The organism is Microbulbifer mixtoriginis (SeqCode) (assembly GCF_052466865.1).
Genome location: NZ_CP174293.1, coordinates 235975 through 253563, shown reverse-complemented (window position 1 = coordinate 253563; position 17589 = coordinate 235975). Strand labels below are relative to the sequence as shown.

Below are 17589 nucleotides of genomic sequence, written 5' to 3'. Positions count from 1 at the left end.
ATTACAGATGTCTGAAGATGTGTTGTTTCAGTTAAAAAATGTCGGCAAGAATTTTATCAAAGGTAAAGAGAAAATCTCTATTTTTGACGATCTCAATATGAGTATTGAGCGAGGAGATTTTGTCGCCATTATGGGGCCTTCCGGCTCCGGAAAAACCACTCTGTTAAATATGCTCGGCGGTGTCGATCAACCCACCAGCGGGGAAATTTGGTTTGATGGTACCCGCATAGACTCCCTCAATGAGAGCGCCCTAACCCGTTGGCGCGCGCAGAATATTGGTTTTATTTTCCAGTTCTACAACCTGATGCCGATGCTCAATGCCCAACGCAATGTAGAACTGCCGCTACTGTTAACCAAGCTCTCCAAGGCACAGCGCCGCAAAAATGTCGAAACCGCCCTCGCTTTGGTGGGCTTGAGCGATCGCGCCAAACATATGTCCAGTGAAATGTCCGGCGGCCAGCAACAGCGGGTGGCCATCGCCCGCGCAATTGTTTCAGATCCTAAACTCATTCTGTGTGACGAGCCCACCGGTGATCTCGACCGCGCCACCGCCGATGAAATCCTGGAGATGCTGCAACTACTCAACCGCGATCACGGCAAGACTATCGTTATGGTTACCCACGACCCGGCCGCAGCCAAATACGCCAAACGCACCCTGCATCTCGACAAGGGACAATTTGTGCAGAGGGAAATAGTGGCATGAACGATCTCTATTTAATTTATAAAAACATGACGCGGAAACCTCTGCGGTTATTTCTCACCTGCTTTGCAATTTTTATCGCTTTTTTAATTTTTGGCGCAGTGACCAGTTTGAAATCTGCACTCAATTCCAGTGTGGAGTTGTCCGCTGATAATCGCCTGGTAGTTTTTAACCGGATCAATTTCACCCAATCGCTACCCATCTCTTATTTCCAAAAAGTCGCTGCGGTCGAGGGAGTAAAAGATGTCACCCACCTGAACTGGTTTGGCGGTTATTATCAGGAACAAAGTAGGCAAATTGTCTCGCTGGCTGTGGACCCCGAATCCTATTTACGCGTTTACGAAGAAATAGTGATTCCGGATGAGCAAAAACAGGCTTGGTTTAATAATCGCCAGGGCGCGCTGATAGGTGAGAAACTCGCGCAAATATATGGCTGGAAAATTGGTGACCGGATCCCTATCTCCTCAAATATATTCACCCATAAAGATGGTGGCTATACCTGGGAATTTGTAGTCTCAGGAATTTTTAAAGGGGATACCGAGCAGTACGATACTCGCCAAATGTTATTCCATTATAAATACTTCATGGAAACTCAGACATTTGGCAATGACTGGATAGGATGGATGGCACTCACTACTGACGATCCCTCTCTCAATGAGAAAGTAGCCAAAACCATTGATGACAGTTTTGCCAATTCGCAAAGTGAAACCGATACCAGTACGGAAAAATCCTTTAATAAAGCTTTTATCGAGCAAATTGGCAATATCGGTTTGATTATTTTCTCGGTGGTTTTCACCGCGTTTTTCACCATTCTGATTGTGGTTGGCAATACCATGGCCTTGGCGATTCGCGAGCGCACCGGCGAGATTGCTGTACTCAAAACCCTGGGCTTTTCCAGCGCACGCATTTTTCGCATGGTGCTATCGGAATCCCTGTTGGTCGCATTTATCGGCGGTCTCTCCGGACTCGCTGCGGCCTGGCTGTTAGTTGAAGGAATAAAAACCTTTCTCGCCCGTTTCCTGCCCAACTTGATTCTCGATGGCGATATCGCTCTACAGGCGCTGTTTTTTATGCTGCTGCTGGGAATTATTACCGGCTTGTTACCGGCTTTTAACGCGCTGCGATTGAATATTGTCTCGGCATTTAATCGTCAGCCCTAAATACATCGTATCGAGTTCCTAACAACTGTAGGTGCCCGATTGATCAAGCCCGACCGGAGGACAGCCAATGGGCTCTCTAATTGCACAAATTATTTCAGTGACCCTGATGAACCTGGGCAGCCTGCGCCGGCGCCTGTGGATGTCACTGGCGATGGTACTGGCCTCGGCGGTGGTGGTGGCAATACTGTTGGCATTTCTCGCCATGGCCAAAGGCTTCGAAGAAACTATGCGCGGCGCCGGCTCCAACCAAATCGCCATCCTGATGCGCGAGGGTTCCTCTACCGAGCTCAACTCGGTGATCCTGCAGGATCAAGTCAACCTGGTTAGCGAATCTGCAGGAGTCGCCCGCGACGCCAACGGCCCACAGGTTTCACCGGAACTCTATGTCATTGTGGATGGTATCAAAAAGTCCAGTGGTACCGAGGCCAATATCCCCCTGCGCGGACTCAACCAAACCGGTATGGCCATGCGCACCAACATGCACTTAACCGAAGGCCGTATGTTTTTTCCCGGAACCAATGAAATGATTGTCGGCGAGGGTGTCCTGCGGGAATTCAGCGGTTTCGAGATTGGCAAGGAAGTGCGCTTTGGTAAAAACCTGTGGACAGTTGTCGGAGTTTTTTCCACAGGGGGCAATATTTTTGAAAGTGAGCTGTGGGCAGATATCAAAACAATCCAGAGCCATTACAACCGTGGCAGCAGTTATCAATCCATTCGCTTGCAACTGGATAATGACGACGGCCTGGCATCGGTCAAGGAAACCATTGCGCGGGAACCGCGCCTTAATCTCGAAGCGCAGACCGAGCGAGAATACTTCGCCAGTCAGGGTAAACAACTGCAGTACATCGCCACCTTTGGCTGGATAATCAGTGCGGTGATGGCCCTCGGTGCCTTGGCTGGAGCACTCAATACCATGTACACCTCAGTGGCGGACCGTGCCAAGGAAATTGCCACCCTGCGCGCCCTCGGCTTCAGTAATTTTTCCGCTTTCTGCGGCACGATTGCTGAAGCGATGGTACTGGCGGTGGCCGGTGGACTACTGGGGTCATTGGCCGCCTACTTGTTCTTCGACGGCCTAAATACCTCAACCCTGGGCGGCAGTTTTACCCAGGTGGTGTTCAGTTTTGAAATGTCCCCAGACCTGTTCGTGCAGGGCGCCGTGTTGGCGTTGGTAATCGGCTTTGTCAGTGGTTTTTTCCCCGCCTGGCGCGCCGCGCGTATGCCGGTAATTGTGGCATTTCGCCACGCGACGTAAACTTTACCTAGATGCCGATAGACAAAGGGGCCGCTCAGGCCCCTATGTTTGTTTGCGGTAAATTTTACTCTTGCCCTCCGGCTGTCTGCGAAAACGCTTGTATTCCCACTGATACTGCTCCGGCGCTTGGGCGATGCAGGCCTCCACACCGCGGTTCATCGCCGCCAGAGATACTTTTTGCTCTTCGCTGTAAATCGCTTTTTCTGCGGGGACAAAAACCAGCTCAAAACCGCCTTCTACACGCTTGCCAAACCCAAAAACCACATGGCACTTGGTGCGCTGTATCAGATTGTGCACCAGGGTCATCGTCAGAGCCGGGCGCCCAAAAAACGGGGCAAAGTCACCGCCCATATCCGGTTCCTGGTCGGGAAGAATCAGGGCTAAATCTCCCGCTTTCAATGATTTAAGCAGCGCGCGCACACCGTGCACATTGGTGGGCACCATCTTGCCGCCAGTTACTTCGCGCCCGCTGCGAATCACCGGGTCCAGGGCTTCTATTTTAGGAGGCTGGTAAAGTACAGCACAGGGGGACAAGGTACCTACATACAGGCCGAATATTTCCCAGTTGCCAGTATGTGGCATTAAGACAATAGTGCCGCGCCCATCGGTCTCACCGGCGTTGAGTAACTGCTGATTGCGCACACGAACAATGGCATTTTCATTTTTTGCCCAGGGCGTATTCCACAGTGATGCCATCTCAAAACCCGCCATGGCCGTGTTGATCACACTCTCCCTTGCCAGCTTTTCGCGCTGCTTGGGGTCCATTGCCGGATAGCAGAGTTTTAGATTAATGCGGCTCAGGCGCAGGCCTTCGGAACGAGTCCACACAACCATTTTGCCAGCAAACCAACCCAATCGCCGCGACCAGTGCAACGGCAATTTGCCGATGATTTTCAGTGCCCCTACAGCAAGGCGCCCCTTAATATCCACTCACTACTTCCTATACAAAAACCACTTTAAAGTGGTCGTGTTGCCCAAGTATGGCCATTGAAACCTCTTGACGCGGCTATAGCGCTTTAAGCGCAGCAGTCGCTGCCGCTATAATTGCGTCCCTTTGCCCACAGCAGATACTGATCCGGAGATAGCGGTGTCCAAGCAATACGATCTCAGTACCTTCCAGGGACTTATTTTTGCCCTACAGGATTATTGGGCGCGCCAAGGGTGCGTCATTCTACAGCCTCTGGATATGGAAGTGGGCGCCGGCACCTTTCATCCGGCCACTTTCCTGCGCGCCATAGGCCCGGAAAACTGGAATGCGGCTTATGTACAGCCCTGCCGCCGCCCCACCGATGGCCGCTACGGCGAGAATCCCAACCGCCTTCAGCACTACTACCAATACCAGGTAGTGATGAAGCCATCCCCGGACAATATCCAGGAATTGTACCTCGATAGCCTACGCGCCATGGGAGTAGACCCGGCTATCCACGATATCCGCTTTGTGGAAGATAACTGGGAATCCCCAACCCTGGGCGCCTGGGGCCTCGGCTGGGAAGTTTGGCTGAACGGTATGGAAGTCACCCAGTTTACCTACTTCCAGCAGGTGGGCGGCCTCGAGTGCTACCCGGTTACCGGCGAAATCACCTACGGTCTCGAGCGTATCGCCATGTACCTGCAGGGGGTCGAGTCTATCTACGATTTAGTGTGGACCCGCAACCCGGACGGCAGCCCCGTCACCTATGGCGACGTTTTCCACCAGAACGAAGTGGAAATGTCCCACTACAACTTTGAACACGCCGATGTGGAATTCCTATTCGCCACCTTCGATCACTGTGAGCGCGAGAGCACACGCCTGATTGAGCTGGGCCTGCCGCTCCCCGCTTACGAGCAAGTTATGAAGGCCTCCCACGCCTTCAACCTTCTGGATGCGCGCCACGCCATCTCAGTGACTGAGCGCCAGCGCTATATCCTGCGTGTACGCACCCTGGCCCGCGCCGTGGCACAGGCTTACTACGATGCGCGCCGCGCCTTAGGCTTCCCCATGGCAGATGAAGCACTGCGAGCAGATATTTTGGCGGAAGACATCGAGCAAGAGGAGAAGCAGTAATGGCTCAGGATTTTCTGGTAGAGCTGGGCACCGAAGAGCTGCCACCCAAGGCGTTACACAAATTGATGAGCGCTTTCGCCGATGGTATTACCCAAGGCCTCAAAGGCGCCGAGTTGTCTTTTGGCGAAGTGAAAGCCTACGCAGCCCCTCGCCGCCTGGCCGTAGCGGTATTCGGTTTGGCGGATAAGCAGCAAGACAAACAAATTGAAAAGCTGGGCCCGGCCGTCAAAGCCGCCTTCGATAAAGAAGGCAAGCCCAGCAAGGCCGCAGAGGGTTTCGCCCGCAGCAACGGCGTAACCGTTGAAGAGCTGGGACGCAAATTGACCGACAAAGGCGAGCGCCTGGCCTTTATCAGTGAACAGAAAGGCGCTGAAACTGAATCCCTGTTGGCTGGTATTGTCGAAAAGGCACTGGCTCAGCTTCCTATTCCCAAGCGCATGCGCTGGGGTGCGCGCCGCGAAGAGTTCGTGCGCCCGGTGCACTGGCTCGTCATGCTGTTTGGCAACAAGGTCGTAGATGGTGAAGTACTCGGCTTGAAAGCCGGAAAAACCAGCCGTGGTCATCGCTTCCACTGCAATCGGGAACTGGAGATCCACTCCGCCCACGACTATGCACAGGTTCTGCGCGAACCCGGCTACGTAATGGCTGACTTCGCCGAGCGCCGCGAAGCCATTCGCGCCCAAGTGATCGCCGAAGCCAACAACGTCAATGGTGAAGCGGTCATCGATGACGATCTGCTCGACGAAGTGACTGCACTGGTTGAATGGCCTGTCGCCCTCACCGGCCGCTTCGAAGAGCGCTTCCTGGAAGTACCCGCTGAAGCCCTGATCTCCTCCATGAAGGAGCACCAGAAATATTTCCATGTGGTAGATGAAGATGGCCAATTGCTGCCGTTCTTTATCACCGTGTCCAATATCGAGAGCCAGGATGCCGCCCAGGTTATCCACGGCAATGAGCGCGTAATCCGTCCGCGCCTGGCAGATGCTGCCTTCTTCTTTGAGACCGACAAAAAGACCAGCCTGGAATCACGCCGCGAGAAACTGCGCCAAATCGTGTTCCAGCAGCACCTGGGTAGCGTCTACGACAAGACTGAACGGGTAGCCGCCCTGGCCTGCACCATCGCTGAGAAAACCGGAAGCAACGGCGACTGGGCCGAGCGCGCCGGCCGCCTGTGCAAGTCGGACCTGGTTACCGAGATGGTGTTCGAGTTTGCCGATATGCAGGGCATCGCCGGCTACTACTACGCCGAAAATGACGGCGAGCCGTTGGATGTGGCCAAGGCCATGTACGAGCAGTATATGCCCAAGTTTGCCGGTGACGAGCTGCCCGCCAGCGACACCGGCACTGTAATCGCCCTGGCGGATCGCCTGGATACTTTGGTCGGCATCTTCGGCATAGGCCAACCCCCCAGCGGCTCCCGCGACCCCTTCGCCCTGCGCCGCGCCAGCCTGGGGATCATCCGCATCCTCGTAGAGAAGCGTCTCGACCTGGACCTGCGCGAATTGCTGGAATTGGCCCGTGACAACTATCCGCGCACTGCTCTGGGTGAATACGACAAAGTGGTAGAGCAGACTTTGCAGTATGTCCTGGAGCGCTTCCGCGCCCGCTACGAGGATCAGGGTATCGCCACCGAAGTATTTATGTCCGTTGCCGCGCGCAAGCTGTCGCGCCCGCTGGATATCGACAACCGTGTGCACGCGGTTAACGCCTTCAGCCAACTACCGGAGTCCGGCGCCCTGGCCGCCGCGAACAAACGCGTTTCCAATATCCTTGCCAAGCTGGATGGCACAGTGCCCAGCAGTGTCGATGAAGCACTATTGCAGGAGGAAGCGGAGAAAGCCCTGTTCGCCGCAGTACAGGTTGCCCGCACAGAAGTTGAACCGCTGTATAGCGATGCGCTTTTCGCCGAAGGACTCGCCGGCCTGGCGGGCCTGCGTGAAACCGTGGACAACTTCTTCGACCATGTGATGGTAATGAGTGACGACGAGCAACTGCGCAACAACCGCTTGGCCCTACTGGCCCAGCTGCGTGCACTGTTCCTCGAAGTTGCCGACATCTCCCTGTTGGTTCCAGCCAAGTAATAGCGACTTGAAGCGGGGCTCTGCGCCCCGCCTCAACGAAACAGGCGAATCGACATGGCAATAATTCTTCTTGGCCGCGATGGGGTCATTAATCAAAACCCCAACCAGTTCGTAAAATCCGCAGACGAATGGCAGCCCCTGCCCGGCAGCATTGAAGCACTGGCTGCGCTCAGTCAGGCTGGCCACCAACTGGTGATTGCCACCAACCAGAGCGGCCTGGCCCTGGGCCAGTTTGACTTGGATGACTTGGAGGCGATACACGCCAAGATGCGTTCCCAGGTAGAGGATGCAGGCGGTGAAATTGCCGCGATTTTCTACTGCCCCCATGGGCCCGAAGACAACTGCCGTTGCCGCAAGCCCCAGGCGGGCCTGCTGGATGCCATCGAAGCGGAATTCGACACCAGCTTGCATGGCTGCTATCTGCTCGGTGATAAACTGGCCGATTTACAGCTGGCCCTGGTCAAGGGGTGTAAGCCGGTACTACTAAAAACCGGTGCAGGCGCAGAAACCCTGCAACAGCTAGTAGAGAGCCCCGATCCGCGTCTGGCGGAAACCGCTGTGTTTGCCGACTTAGCCAGTTTCAGCCTGTTTCTAGTGGGCCCCTGAGCCCACTGATCTCTCTTTTACAGCCCTCTAAATTTAATGAGCTTTTCCAATCTCGCAGAAAAGCGTCATCAGAAACCCTCTCCACTACTGCGCCACCTCGCATTTGTGACTTACGTTTTTTTCTTTCTCGCCAGTTAGCAAAAATAGTACAAAACAATGACTATGACGCCAGTTTATTGAGTCCTGCGACACATTACTTTAAAAGCGAGTCACAGGTCGGGTGGCTTTATCCCAGTGAAAGCGCGCTAGGATGGCTTGTTGGGTGTCAGTGACATTGGATAAACAGCGCACTTTCTCTCCCACCTCTACCCGCCTGTTAAAATAAAAAATGGGACAACTCAATGAAAAGAAAAATAATTTCCTCGCTTATTGCGGGCCTGCTGTGCTCTGGCAGTAGTTTCGCAGCCTCAGTAGCAGACACACTCACCCCCGAAATCCAAAAGAATAAAAAGGTCTATATCGTACAGCTCGATGGCGAGCCACTCTCCACCTACAGCGGCACAGTCGCGGGCCTCTCCAGCGCTAAGTCCAATGTACGTCGCAAGGCTGACCCCCGCAGTAGTAGCTATCGCCACTACTCCGATTTTCTCAAAACACGTCGTCAACAGGTGCTTTCCGCGGTGCCCGGCGCACGCAAAGTGCATGAATACAAGGCGGCCTTTAACGGCTTTGCCGCGATTATGAGTGAAAAGGATGCCGAAGCACTGCGTAGCCATAAAGATGTGAAAGGCGTCTGGGAAGATCGCCTGCTGAAAATGCATACCGATTCCACTGCAGACTTCCTCGGCCTGACAAATACACCCAGTCCCTGGCTCTGGGGAATCACCGGTGAGGATGTGGTCGTGGGTGTAATCGACTCGGGTATTCATCCAGAACACCCGAGCCTGATGGATGTTCCAACGCCACGGCAGGGTAATCGTGGCGTCAATATTTCCTATGGTCCGGTGCCTGAATCCTTTATCGGTGAGGGCTGTGAGTTTGGTAACACAGACTTTAACCCCGGTGACGCCGCCTTTACCTGCAATAACAAACTGATCAAGGCCAAGTCTTTTTCAGACGCCTTCCTCTCCAACAAGACTCTGGCGGATTACGAGTTTCTCTCTGCACGGGATGCGGACGGACACGGCACCCACACCGCCACCACTGCCGCAGGGAACTACGGTGTAGTGACCCCAGATGGGAAAACCCTGACCGGTATGGCGCCGCGTGCCCGTATCGCGGCCTATAAGGTGTGCTGGGATGCCCCAGACCCGGACGATAGTGGCTGCTCCTCGGCAGACTCCATGGCTGCTATTGACGAAGCCGTGGCCGACGGTGTGGATGTCATCAACTTCTCAGTGGGTGGCTCCAGTACCGTTTTCACCGGTGCCGATGAGATCGCCTTCCTGTTTGCCGCCGATGCGGGCGTTTTTGTTGCCACTTCTGCCGGCAATAATGGCCCAGGCCCACAAACAATGGGCACGCCTTCCGGTGTCCCCTGGATTACCGCAGTGGCAGCCGCCGAAGACGACCAGAGCTTTGGCACAGCCCTGCAGGTGGATGCCCCTGAAGCGGTTGTGGGCACCTACGATGCCCGTGAAGGCAACGGCCCGATCACTATGGAAGATGTAGGTCTACTATCGGCACCTGTTGTTGTGGGTGCCCCTCTGGAGGCCTGCTCCGCACTCACCAACTCCGAGGCCATTGAAGGCAAAATCGCGCTGGTGAAGCGTGGGGGATGCTCCTTCAGTACTAAATACAACAATGCTGCAGACGCCGGCGCAGTGGCCATTGTTGTCTATAACGACGGCAGTGCTGTAGACCGTATGGATCCGATCGTTATGTCGGCACCGGATACTACGATCCCAGGTGTGATGATTCGCCATGCGGATGGCGCCATGCTGGTTGAGAATTCGGGGGTCACGGGCACCCTGGATCCTGAGCTGAAGATTTCCCGCGAAGACCGCATCGCCAGCTTCTCTTCCCGCGGCCACAACGTGGGTGCGACGGATATTATCAAGCCGGATGTGGCAGCACCGGGCGTAGGCATTCTCGCCGGTACTTCACCGGTACTGAGTGGCGGCAACCTATTCGCCGCCAAAAATGGTACCTCCATGGCCAGCCCCCATGTCGCCGGTATTATGGCCCTGTTAAAACAGGCTCATCCGGACTGGAGCCCGGCTATGGCCAAATCCGCACTGATGAGTACAGCGCGCACCAACCTTCAAAAGTCCTTCGGACCCGAAGCCGCTGATCCCTTCGATATTGGTGCTGGCGCTATAGTGCCCGCCGCGGCTTTCGACCCCGGTCTAGTCTACGATGCCGGTTTCAACGACTATCTAGCCTTCCTCTGTGGCGCAGAAAATCAGCCGCAGATTATCGAGGCCAGTACCTGTGAGGGACTGGTTTCCGCTGGCTATTCTTTAGATTCCAGCGATCTCAACCTGCCATCAATCGGCATCGGTGAATTGGTTGGCACGCAAACCATCAAGCGCCGTGTCACCAGCGTCGGCCGCGGCCAGAGATGGTATTGGGCTTCTGTAGAGGCACCCGCAGGTGTCGAGGTCAGTGTTAACCCTAAAACCCTACGCCTTAGAGAGGGAGATAGCGCCGAGTTTGAAGTTACCTTTACGGTTACCGAAGAAGCGGCCATGAACGAGTGGGTATTTGGCGAATTAAGCTGGAAATCTGTTGGTTTACGCCAGGAAGTACGCAGTCCTATCGCTGTACGCCCGGTTCCACTATCCACAACTCAGAAGATCAGTGTCGATGGCAGCGATGGTGCAGTAAACCTGCCCGTACAATTTGGTTATAACGGCAACTATCAAGTGGATATCAACGGCTTGGCGGAAGGCGTACCTTTCCCTGGTAGCGTTGAGGATGGAGAAAACCAGCTGATTTTCTTCGATATTCCGGAGGGTACAAAGCTTGCCCGCGTAGCCTTATTTGATGCGGATGTGGGCGATGGTAGTGGCAGCGACGACTTGGATTTACAAGTCTACGGCCCCGGCCCCGATTTCCCAGAGGTGGGCACCAGTGGCTCACCGACTTCCGCTGAATCTGTCGATTTGGTCAATCCCGCCGCAGGTCAGTATGCGGTATTCGTAGTGGACTACGCCTCTGCGGAGGGCCCTACGCCATTTACCCTATTTAACTTTAACCTGAGTGGAGACAACGGCAATACCCAGCTCACAGCTCCGCCGCAGGCACAAATAAATAGTAGTGGCACTATCAATCTGGAGTGGCAGGATCTCTCCCCTGGTACCCGAGCCTTGGGGATTCTCAGCCACGGTAACGGTGAGACGGTATTTGCCGAAACCGAAGTTATAGTGAATACCCAGTAAGGAATATCACCCTCCGCTAAATAGCGGAGGGTGTTTTTAGCCGATGGTCGGCCAGGACAAATAGTATAAATGGCTTTTTCTCAGTCTTTTTTCTTACTCGATAACCAAAAAAACGTAAATATCCTCTGATTAGTTTTTCTATTTCTACTCACTATTTATCTTTTTCTTAGCATTTACATCTAAGTAACCTTCCCAACCTAAAGGAACCTTCCTCTCCGCAATCGTCAACTCCAGCAAACGCCCAAATATATCCTCAGCATTATCACTGTTACTCATCAGTAAAACACCCGTGCCAGCCTTAGGATAAATCAGAGAGTAATGCTGAAAACCTTCGCCATGGCCCTCTTTAAACGCTGCCCAACCATGCTCAGTATGGAAAAGTCCCCAACCCAATCCATAGCTCAACTGAATAGAATCGTATGCATTAGTAAACCTATGAACTCCAGGGCCAAATTGAGTTTCGCTTTTAATTCTTACTTGGGGGTGAAATATTTCTCGATAGGCATTACTACTTAAATTCTTTCTATGTAAAATTCCCTGCAGGAATCTTATGTAATCTGCGGGATTTGTCTCTAGGGTACTGGGTGCTCTGGGCGAATTATCCTTGTCCCGAGGATAGGTGCTCCCATCTGAACGATGACCCAAAGCATATTTATTTTCGAAGGACGCTTGCCATGTATAACTGGAATGAGTCATACCATAGGGGCCGAATACAATTTCTCGTGCCAATTTCTCCAAAGGTTTGCCGGTAATTTTTTCCAGCACAAACTGTAGCAGTACCATTCCTTCACCCGAATAGCTATATCGCTCTCCTGGATCAAAATGTAATTTCAGTTTGTTATCTGGCTCAATCCACCTCCAGTTTGGCAGTCCAGTAGTGTGTGACAGGCACATTCGCGCTGTGATTTTTTCATAACGAGGATCATTTCGAAGATGGGTAAAATTTTGATGCCAGTGTTCACCAGAATTTTTCCAAATTGGTTCCTCTAGGTAGGATTGCAGAGGCCTATCCAAATCAATTATCCCCTGTTCAACCAGCGCCATGACCAATACTGAAAAAACAGCTTTACTCAATGAGGCTCCATAGATTTCAGTGTCTATATCTAATTTTTCTTTTTCTGGAAAATTGGCATAACCAAGTGCTTCAGAAAATACCACCTCATGTCGATTAAATATAGCGACAACCAGACCGGGAATTTTATTCTCTTTTCTCAGATTTTCAATTTTCTCAATTAATTTATCCCGAGAAATAGTACTACTGTCCAGGCGCTCTATATCACCTTGCCGATCTCCTTTTTGAGCGAGGCTCGGAAGAGTGATGACCATACAAAAAATCATAAAAATTTTACGCATCTAATTACCTATTTTTAAACGAAGAGAATCTTTCTTGTTCCGTAAAATATTAGATGCGCAAAAAGTATGACCTAGATGCAGTAAACCTCGAGAAGAGTTAAAAATTTATTTGACTATTTTTAAATGGAATTTAAATACTGGCGATTTTCTTTATTTAAAATATTAGTATTAGTGAAATCGCCGACGAAACTCACTGGGAAGTATGCCTTTATGTCTTCGAAACGTGCGTCTCAATTGCTCCTGGGATTGAAAGCCGCATAGACAGGCTATTTTTTCCTGCGACAAGTTTTGTTCAGACAATAATTGGCAGGCTTTTTCCACACGGATATTTTCGACAAAGCGCGCTGGGGTCACTCCCAGCTCCTTGAGAAAGCAGCGAGAAAAATTACGGGGACTCATAGCAGATTCCTGTGCCAATTTTTCTACTGTGAGAGACTGATTTAAATTTTGGTAAATCCACTCCACAAGCCTGGCAAAGCGATCACTCTGTTGCTGATTCATCAAGTGGCTGCTGTATTGCCGCTGGCCACCATCTCGCTTGAGATAGAGGACCATTAGTTTGGCGATTGCCAGTGCCAAACTACGCCCGTGATCTTCCTCGACTAACGCCAGAGCGAGATCAATACCCGCGGTAATACCGGCCGAGGTATAAATATGATCATCACATACATAAATCGCATCAGGGTCTACTTCAATATCGGCAAACTGCCGTAGCTCATCCACATTTGCCCAATGGGTAGTTGCTTTATGACCAGCCAGCACCCCAGCCTTAGCCAAAATCAAAGCACCATTACAAATTGAGCCCATTCGTTTAACCACCTGTTTTTGTTCACACAGCCAGTCAAGAATATCTGTTTGGGAATAGAGGGCTTTATAACTTCCAGGCGGCCCACCACTCATCAACAGGGTGTGGATATCTTTCACCTCACGATATCCACAATCCGCATACAGCTTTACACCCGTGCCCATCTGTACCAGCCCGGATTCTTCAGCCAATAACTGAATTTTGTAAAAGTCAGAAGGGTAACGCCCCTCCTCACGGAGGAGATGATTGGCCAGAGCAAAAACCTCCAGTGGCCCAGTCACATCCAAGCTGGAAGCGCCCGGATAGATAAACATGGCAATTTGAATAGACTGGTCCTGAGTCAATTTCATTGATAGAGTTTTCCACAACGCCAACAAGGCACAATTTTATCTTGGCGGTAAATTCTGCCGATTAATTCGCACTTTACCAACCATTTCTGCTAAATACCCCTCCTCCTGCAGAGGTTGTGACTACATTTATTGTCGAGAATACATTATGTTTGTAAGTGCTCACATCCTTAGTGAGCTACTCTGCTTACTGAATATCTGAATTCCTGTGGGTTATCCACAAGATGACCCATTAGCTAGTTATTCACACTTTTACTCGTACTTTGCTCTTTGATCACTGCACATCGATCCTGTTTATCCACAAAGACTCGAAATCCTTGACCTATCCCCCGAGCCAAGCACAATTGCCTCCGCGAATCACCCCAGCTTACGGAGACCCCAATTGGCGGAATTAATATTGAATCGCGGCGCAGAGCGCCGTTTAAAGCGCGGCCACCTGTGGATATACAGTAATGAGGTGGACACCAAGCGCTCCCCGCTGAAAGGCTTGGAAGCGGGGAGCCAGTGCCAGGTTCTGGATAGTCAGGGTAAACTTCTGGGCACAGCCTGGGTCAACCCCAGTCAATTAATCTGCGCCCGCCTATTGAGCCGCAAGGACAATTTTTCCGAAGACGACATTGGTGAGCGCTTGCAAACCGCATTGCTACAGCGGCAACGCTACTTCGACCACCCCAGCTACCGTATGGTTTACGGAGATTCCGATGCCCTACCGGGGCTGGTAGTTGATCGCTTTAACGATCATCTAGTCGTACAAGTCAGCAACTGGGGCATGGATCGCTACCAACAGGTGGTTGTGGATAAGTTAATCGAGCTGGCTCAACCTACAGGAATTTTACTGCGCAATGATCACCAGGGCCGTGCAGTTGAGGATATGCCCCTCATTAACCAGATTGCTTACGGAGAAGTGCCAGAACTAGTGCCCTTTGAGGAAAATGGCGTTCCGCTTTTGGCGCCAGTTCACCAGGGGCAAAAAACCGGTTGGTTCTACGATCACCGCGAAAACCGCCGCCTGTTAAACCGCTGGGTACGAGGGAAGCGTGTGTTGGACCTCTTCTCCTATGCGGGCGGCTGGGGAATCCAGGCTCTGGCCAACGACGCCAGTCACGCAGTTTGTGTAGATGCCTCGCAGCAGGCCCTGGACTGGTGTCAATTGAATGCACAGCACAACGGTTTTGCCGACAGACTGGATACGGTGCAAGGTAAGGCGCTGGAGGTTCTGAAGGCCATGGTGGCCGAGGGCGAGAAGTTTGATGTCATAGTGCTAGACCCCCCCGCGTTTATTAAAAGACGCAAAGATCACAAAGCCGGCCTTGCCGCTTACCGCCACATAAACGAACTGGCTATGCGTTTATTATCGGAGGACGGCTTGTTAGTAAGTGCTTCCTGTTCTATGCATCTTCAATCGGAAGAACTGCTCGATTGTATACGCGGTGCTGCGCACCGATTGGGTCGTAGAGCTTCAATACTCGCCAGCGGTGGCCAGGGCGCAGACCATCCAATACATCCGGCAATTCCTGAGACCAACTACCTCAAGGCCCACTTTGCCCATTTGGGCGGCAGCCGCTGGTAGCGTGCACTTATTCGCTATAAAAGAAACCCCGGCGAAAGCCGGGGTTTCTAATTGAGTGCTCTGTCACTCTGTGGGATTAGAAAATGTATTTCATACCCAGTGTGGCGGTGCGCGGCCGGTTGGCGCGGGCACCATCGGGACTGCGGCTGATAATCACCTGCTCATCAAACAGGTTATCCACTTTCAGGTAACCGGTCAGGTCTGCGCTGAAATCGTAGTGCGCAGCGGCATCCACAACCCACAGAGACTCTGTGTAATCGAATTTATCGGTATTCCCCCGGTTACAACCGGTATTCACACACATCTCGTCCTGGTAAGCCGCGGTCAGGTTTAAACGCCAGGCTGCACCGCTGTCGAGGCCGGCGGATACGGCAAAAACATTTTCCGGCAGATATTCGAGATTATCGCCGGCAAGCAGGTCATTGCCATCACTATCTTCACTGATTTCTGCATCAGTAAAGGTATAGGTTGCCCGCACCGGTAGTATCCAACCATTTGTGAGCACCCACTCACTTCCAAAGGTGGCTTCCAGCCCTTTGATTTCTGCTTCACCCAACTGGTAGGTACCACTCTCGGCACCATTGGGGCATTTCACCGCCACCGAGCAGTTTTGCACAGCATTTTCATAGTCACTGTAGAAGGCGATCAATTCGGCGTTCAGGCTGCCGTTATCGAAGCGAGCACCCCATTCATAGTTTGTGGATAACTCCGGCCCCTGGCCATCGGCTGCACCTGCGCCTGGAGGGGCGAAGCCACGGTGCACACCTGCCAGCAGGCTCCACTGTTCGCTTGCCTGGTAAACAAGTCCCAAACCTGGCAGCCATTCATCCACCTGATTGGAGCGATAACTGCCCTTCTCGGTACGCTCGGCGTCGTTATAACGCTGCTGCTCGGTCTCAATATCCTCGTAGCGAAGAACAGCAGTGAGAGTCAGCTTATCGTTCAGCTGGATATCGTCGTAGATAAAGAACGAAGTTGCATCCGCTTCTTCAACACGGTTATTACTTGAACTTGGCAGCTCAACACGTTCGTATACCAGCTGGCCATCGGTCTGATTAAAAACTTCTACGGGCTGATATCTGTCGACTTCATCCTGATGTTGACGTATACCGAAGGCTAATTCATGGGCGACGGTGCCAGTGCTAAAGCGCCAACCGGCACTAATCTGTAGGCCCTTGGCCTCGTACTCACGGTTGTTGTGCTTAACACCGAAGGTGTAATCCTCAGTGCCATCCAATACCGCCTGTGGGTCTAGAACTCCATCAACACTGCCGCCGGTATTAACAGCATCTATCAAGTCACCCTCGCTGACCTTAAACCAGTCGCGCTTAAACTTGTTGTAGTAAGCCTGGGTATGCAGGGTAAAACTGTCACTCAGTTCGATGCTGTGGTTCAGCTGGATAGTGCTGTGGCGATTCTGCATTTCATCCAGGGCGCTGATACCGTATCGACGGTTCGGATCTTTCTTAAAGTCGGCATCCGTTAGGCCCAGATAACTCATGCCAGACTCCTCTTCGGAGTACTGCAGCTTGATATCCAACTGCTGGCGGTAAGTCGCATCCGCATTGGATTGCAGGCGACCTTTCAGCAGATAGTCTTCTTTGGCGATATCTGCACTGCCAGATCGATCAATTTCGCGGAAACCGTCGGCATACTGTTGCTGGGTCTCCAGTAGCCAGCCGGTATTTTCTGTGCTGGTGCCATAGTGTGCGTGCACACGGGTCTCACCGTATTCACCGGCTTCCAGCTGCACCATCCCCTGGCTGGAAGTGGGAATGGGGGTACTCAACATATTTACCGCACCACCCACGGTGAATGGGCCGTATTGCAACGCAGCGGGGCCCTTCACTACTTCAATGGCATCCATGCGGCCGGCACTCGGGAAATAATACGCTTCCGGTGCCGAGTAGGGTGCTGGAGCCACCAGGACTCCATCTTCCATCAGGGAAATTTTGGCGGAGCGCCCACCCTGGGCACCGCGAATTCCAATATTCGGGCGCAGGCCGTAGCCATCCTCTTCAAGGATGTAGACCCCCGGAACCGAGCGCATCATACGGTTGATATCCACAAACTCGAATTTTGCCAGCTCTTCGGCATCCACCAGGTGCGCGGAGCCCGGCAGCTTGGAGACAGAATCGGAGTTACCAATAACGGATACGCTCTCTAAACGTTCCTCAGCGAGGCTGGGAGCTGCGACAGCAACCGCCAGGGCAAAAGCCATTGGCGACAGGAAAAATCTCTTCATGAACCCTCCAATGAATCTAAGTAATTTGTAATTGTTTTTGTTAATAAGAATGATTGTATTTTACCACTTAGAAGGGTGGGATATGACAGAACATTTTTTT

The 17589-nt window shown here is 52.3% G+C and carries 12 protein-coding genes; 8 read left to right on the top strand and 4 right to left on the bottom strand.

Annotation, left to right across the window (positions count from 1 at the left end):
* The first annotated feature begins 7 nt into the window (after positions 1-7).
* The 3 genes from ACJJJA_RS01175 to ACJJJA_RS01165 all read left to right on the top strand — a co-directional run bounded on the left by ACJJJA_RS01175 (position 8) and on the right by ACJJJA_RS01165 (position 3115).
* Positions 8-703, top strand: a complete 696-nt coding sequence (locus ACJJJA_RS01175) for an ABC transporter ATP-binding protein (protein WP_252083980.1) — start codon at positions 8-10, stop codon at positions 701-703.
* The gene (locus ACJJJA_RS01170) at positions 700-1860 is read left to right on the top strand and encodes an ABC transporter permease (RefSeq protein WP_444888978.1); all 1161 of its coding nucleotides are present in this window, start codon (positions 700-702) and stop codon (positions 1858-1860) included. The genes ACJJJA_RS01175 and ACJJJA_RS01170 overlap by 4 nt, the downstream gene beginning before the upstream one ends.
* A 67-nt stretch (positions 1861-1927) precedes the next feature.
* Positions 1928-3115, top strand: coding sequence for an ABC transporter permease (locus tag ACJJJA_RS01165; RefSeq protein WP_444903516.1), 1188 nt, complete (start codon positions 1928-1930; stop codon positions 3113-3115).
* A 42-nt stretch (positions 3116-3157) separates the two neighbouring features.
* On the opposite strand, the gene ACJJJA_RS01160 is transcribed toward ACJJJA_RS01165, so the two are convergent.
* Positions 3158-4045: a lysophospholipid acyltransferase family protein gene (locus tag ACJJJA_RS01160; protein WP_252083977.1), complete on the bottom strand. Its 888-nt coding sequence runs from the start codon at positions 4043-4045 to the stop codon at positions 3158-3160.
* Between the two features lie 157 nt (positions 4046-4202).
* Here ACJJJA_RS01160 and glyQ point away from each other — a divergent pair, with 157 nt between their 5' ends.
* The 4 genes from glyQ to ACJJJA_RS01140 all read left to right on the top strand — a co-directional run bounded on the left by glyQ (position 4203) and on the right by ACJJJA_RS01140 (position 11169).
* Entirely contained in the window at positions 4203-5159 is a 957-nt protein-coding gene (gene glyQ, locus ACJJJA_RS01155) for a glycine--tRNA ligase subunit alpha (RefSeq protein WP_444883267.1), read from the top strand.
* Positions 5159-7240 carry a glycine--tRNA ligase subunit beta gene (gene glyS / locus ACJJJA_RS01150; protein WP_444903515.1) on the top strand — a complete coding sequence of 694 codons (2082 nt, stop codon included), beginning with the start codon at positions 5159-5161 and terminating at the stop codon, positions 7238-7240. The genes glyQ and glyS overlap by 1 nt, the downstream gene beginning before the upstream one ends.
* A 54-nt stretch (positions 7241-7294) precedes the next feature.
* Positions 7295-7846: a D-glycero-beta-D-manno-heptose 1,7-bisphosphate 7-phosphatase gene (gene gmhB, locus ACJJJA_RS01145; RefSeq protein WP_252083974.1), complete on the top strand. Its 552-nt coding sequence runs from the start codon at positions 7295-7297 to the stop codon at positions 7844-7846.
* Between the two features lie 341 nt (positions 7847-8187).
* Positions 8188-11169: a S8 family serine peptidase gene (locus ACJJJA_RS01140; RefSeq protein WP_444903514.1), complete on the top strand. Its 2982-nt coding sequence runs from the start codon at positions 8188-8190 to the stop codon at positions 11167-11169.
* 144 nt (positions 11170-11313) lie between these two features.
* Here the strand turns inward: ACJJJA_RS01140 and ACJJJA_RS01135 are convergent, their stop codons facing one another.
* Both ACJJJA_RS01135 and ACJJJA_RS01130 read right to left on the bottom strand, forming a co-directional pair.
* Complete coding sequence (locus ACJJJA_RS01135; RefSeq protein ID WP_444903513.1) at positions 11314-12522, bottom strand: serine hydrolase domain-containing protein; 1209 nt, start codon at positions 12520-12522, stop codon at positions 11314-11316.
* Positions 12523-12690: 168 nt separating this feature from the next.
* A complete protein-coding gene (locus ACJJJA_RS01130) occupies positions 12691-13677 on the bottom strand; it encodes a GlxA family transcriptional regulator (protein ID WP_444883263.1) in 987 nt (328 codons plus the stop codon).
* A gap of 379 nt (positions 13678-14056) precedes the next feature.
* Between ACJJJA_RS01130 and ACJJJA_RS01125 the strand changes: the two genes are divergently transcribed.
* A complete protein-coding gene (locus ACJJJA_RS01125; protein WP_444903512.1) occupies positions 14057-15244 on the top strand; it encodes a class I SAM-dependent rRNA methyltransferase in 1188 nt (395 codons plus the stop codon).
* A gap of 76 nt (positions 15245-15320) precedes the next feature.
* On the opposite strand, the gene ACJJJA_RS01120 is transcribed toward ACJJJA_RS01125, so the two are convergent.
* Positions 15321-17489 carry a TonB-dependent receptor family protein gene (locus ACJJJA_RS01120; RefSeq protein WP_444903511.1) on the bottom strand — a complete coding sequence of 723 codons (2169 nt, stop codon included), beginning with the start codon at positions 17487-17489 and terminating at the stop codon, positions 15321-15323.
* Positions 17490-17589: the final 100 nt, after the last annotated feature.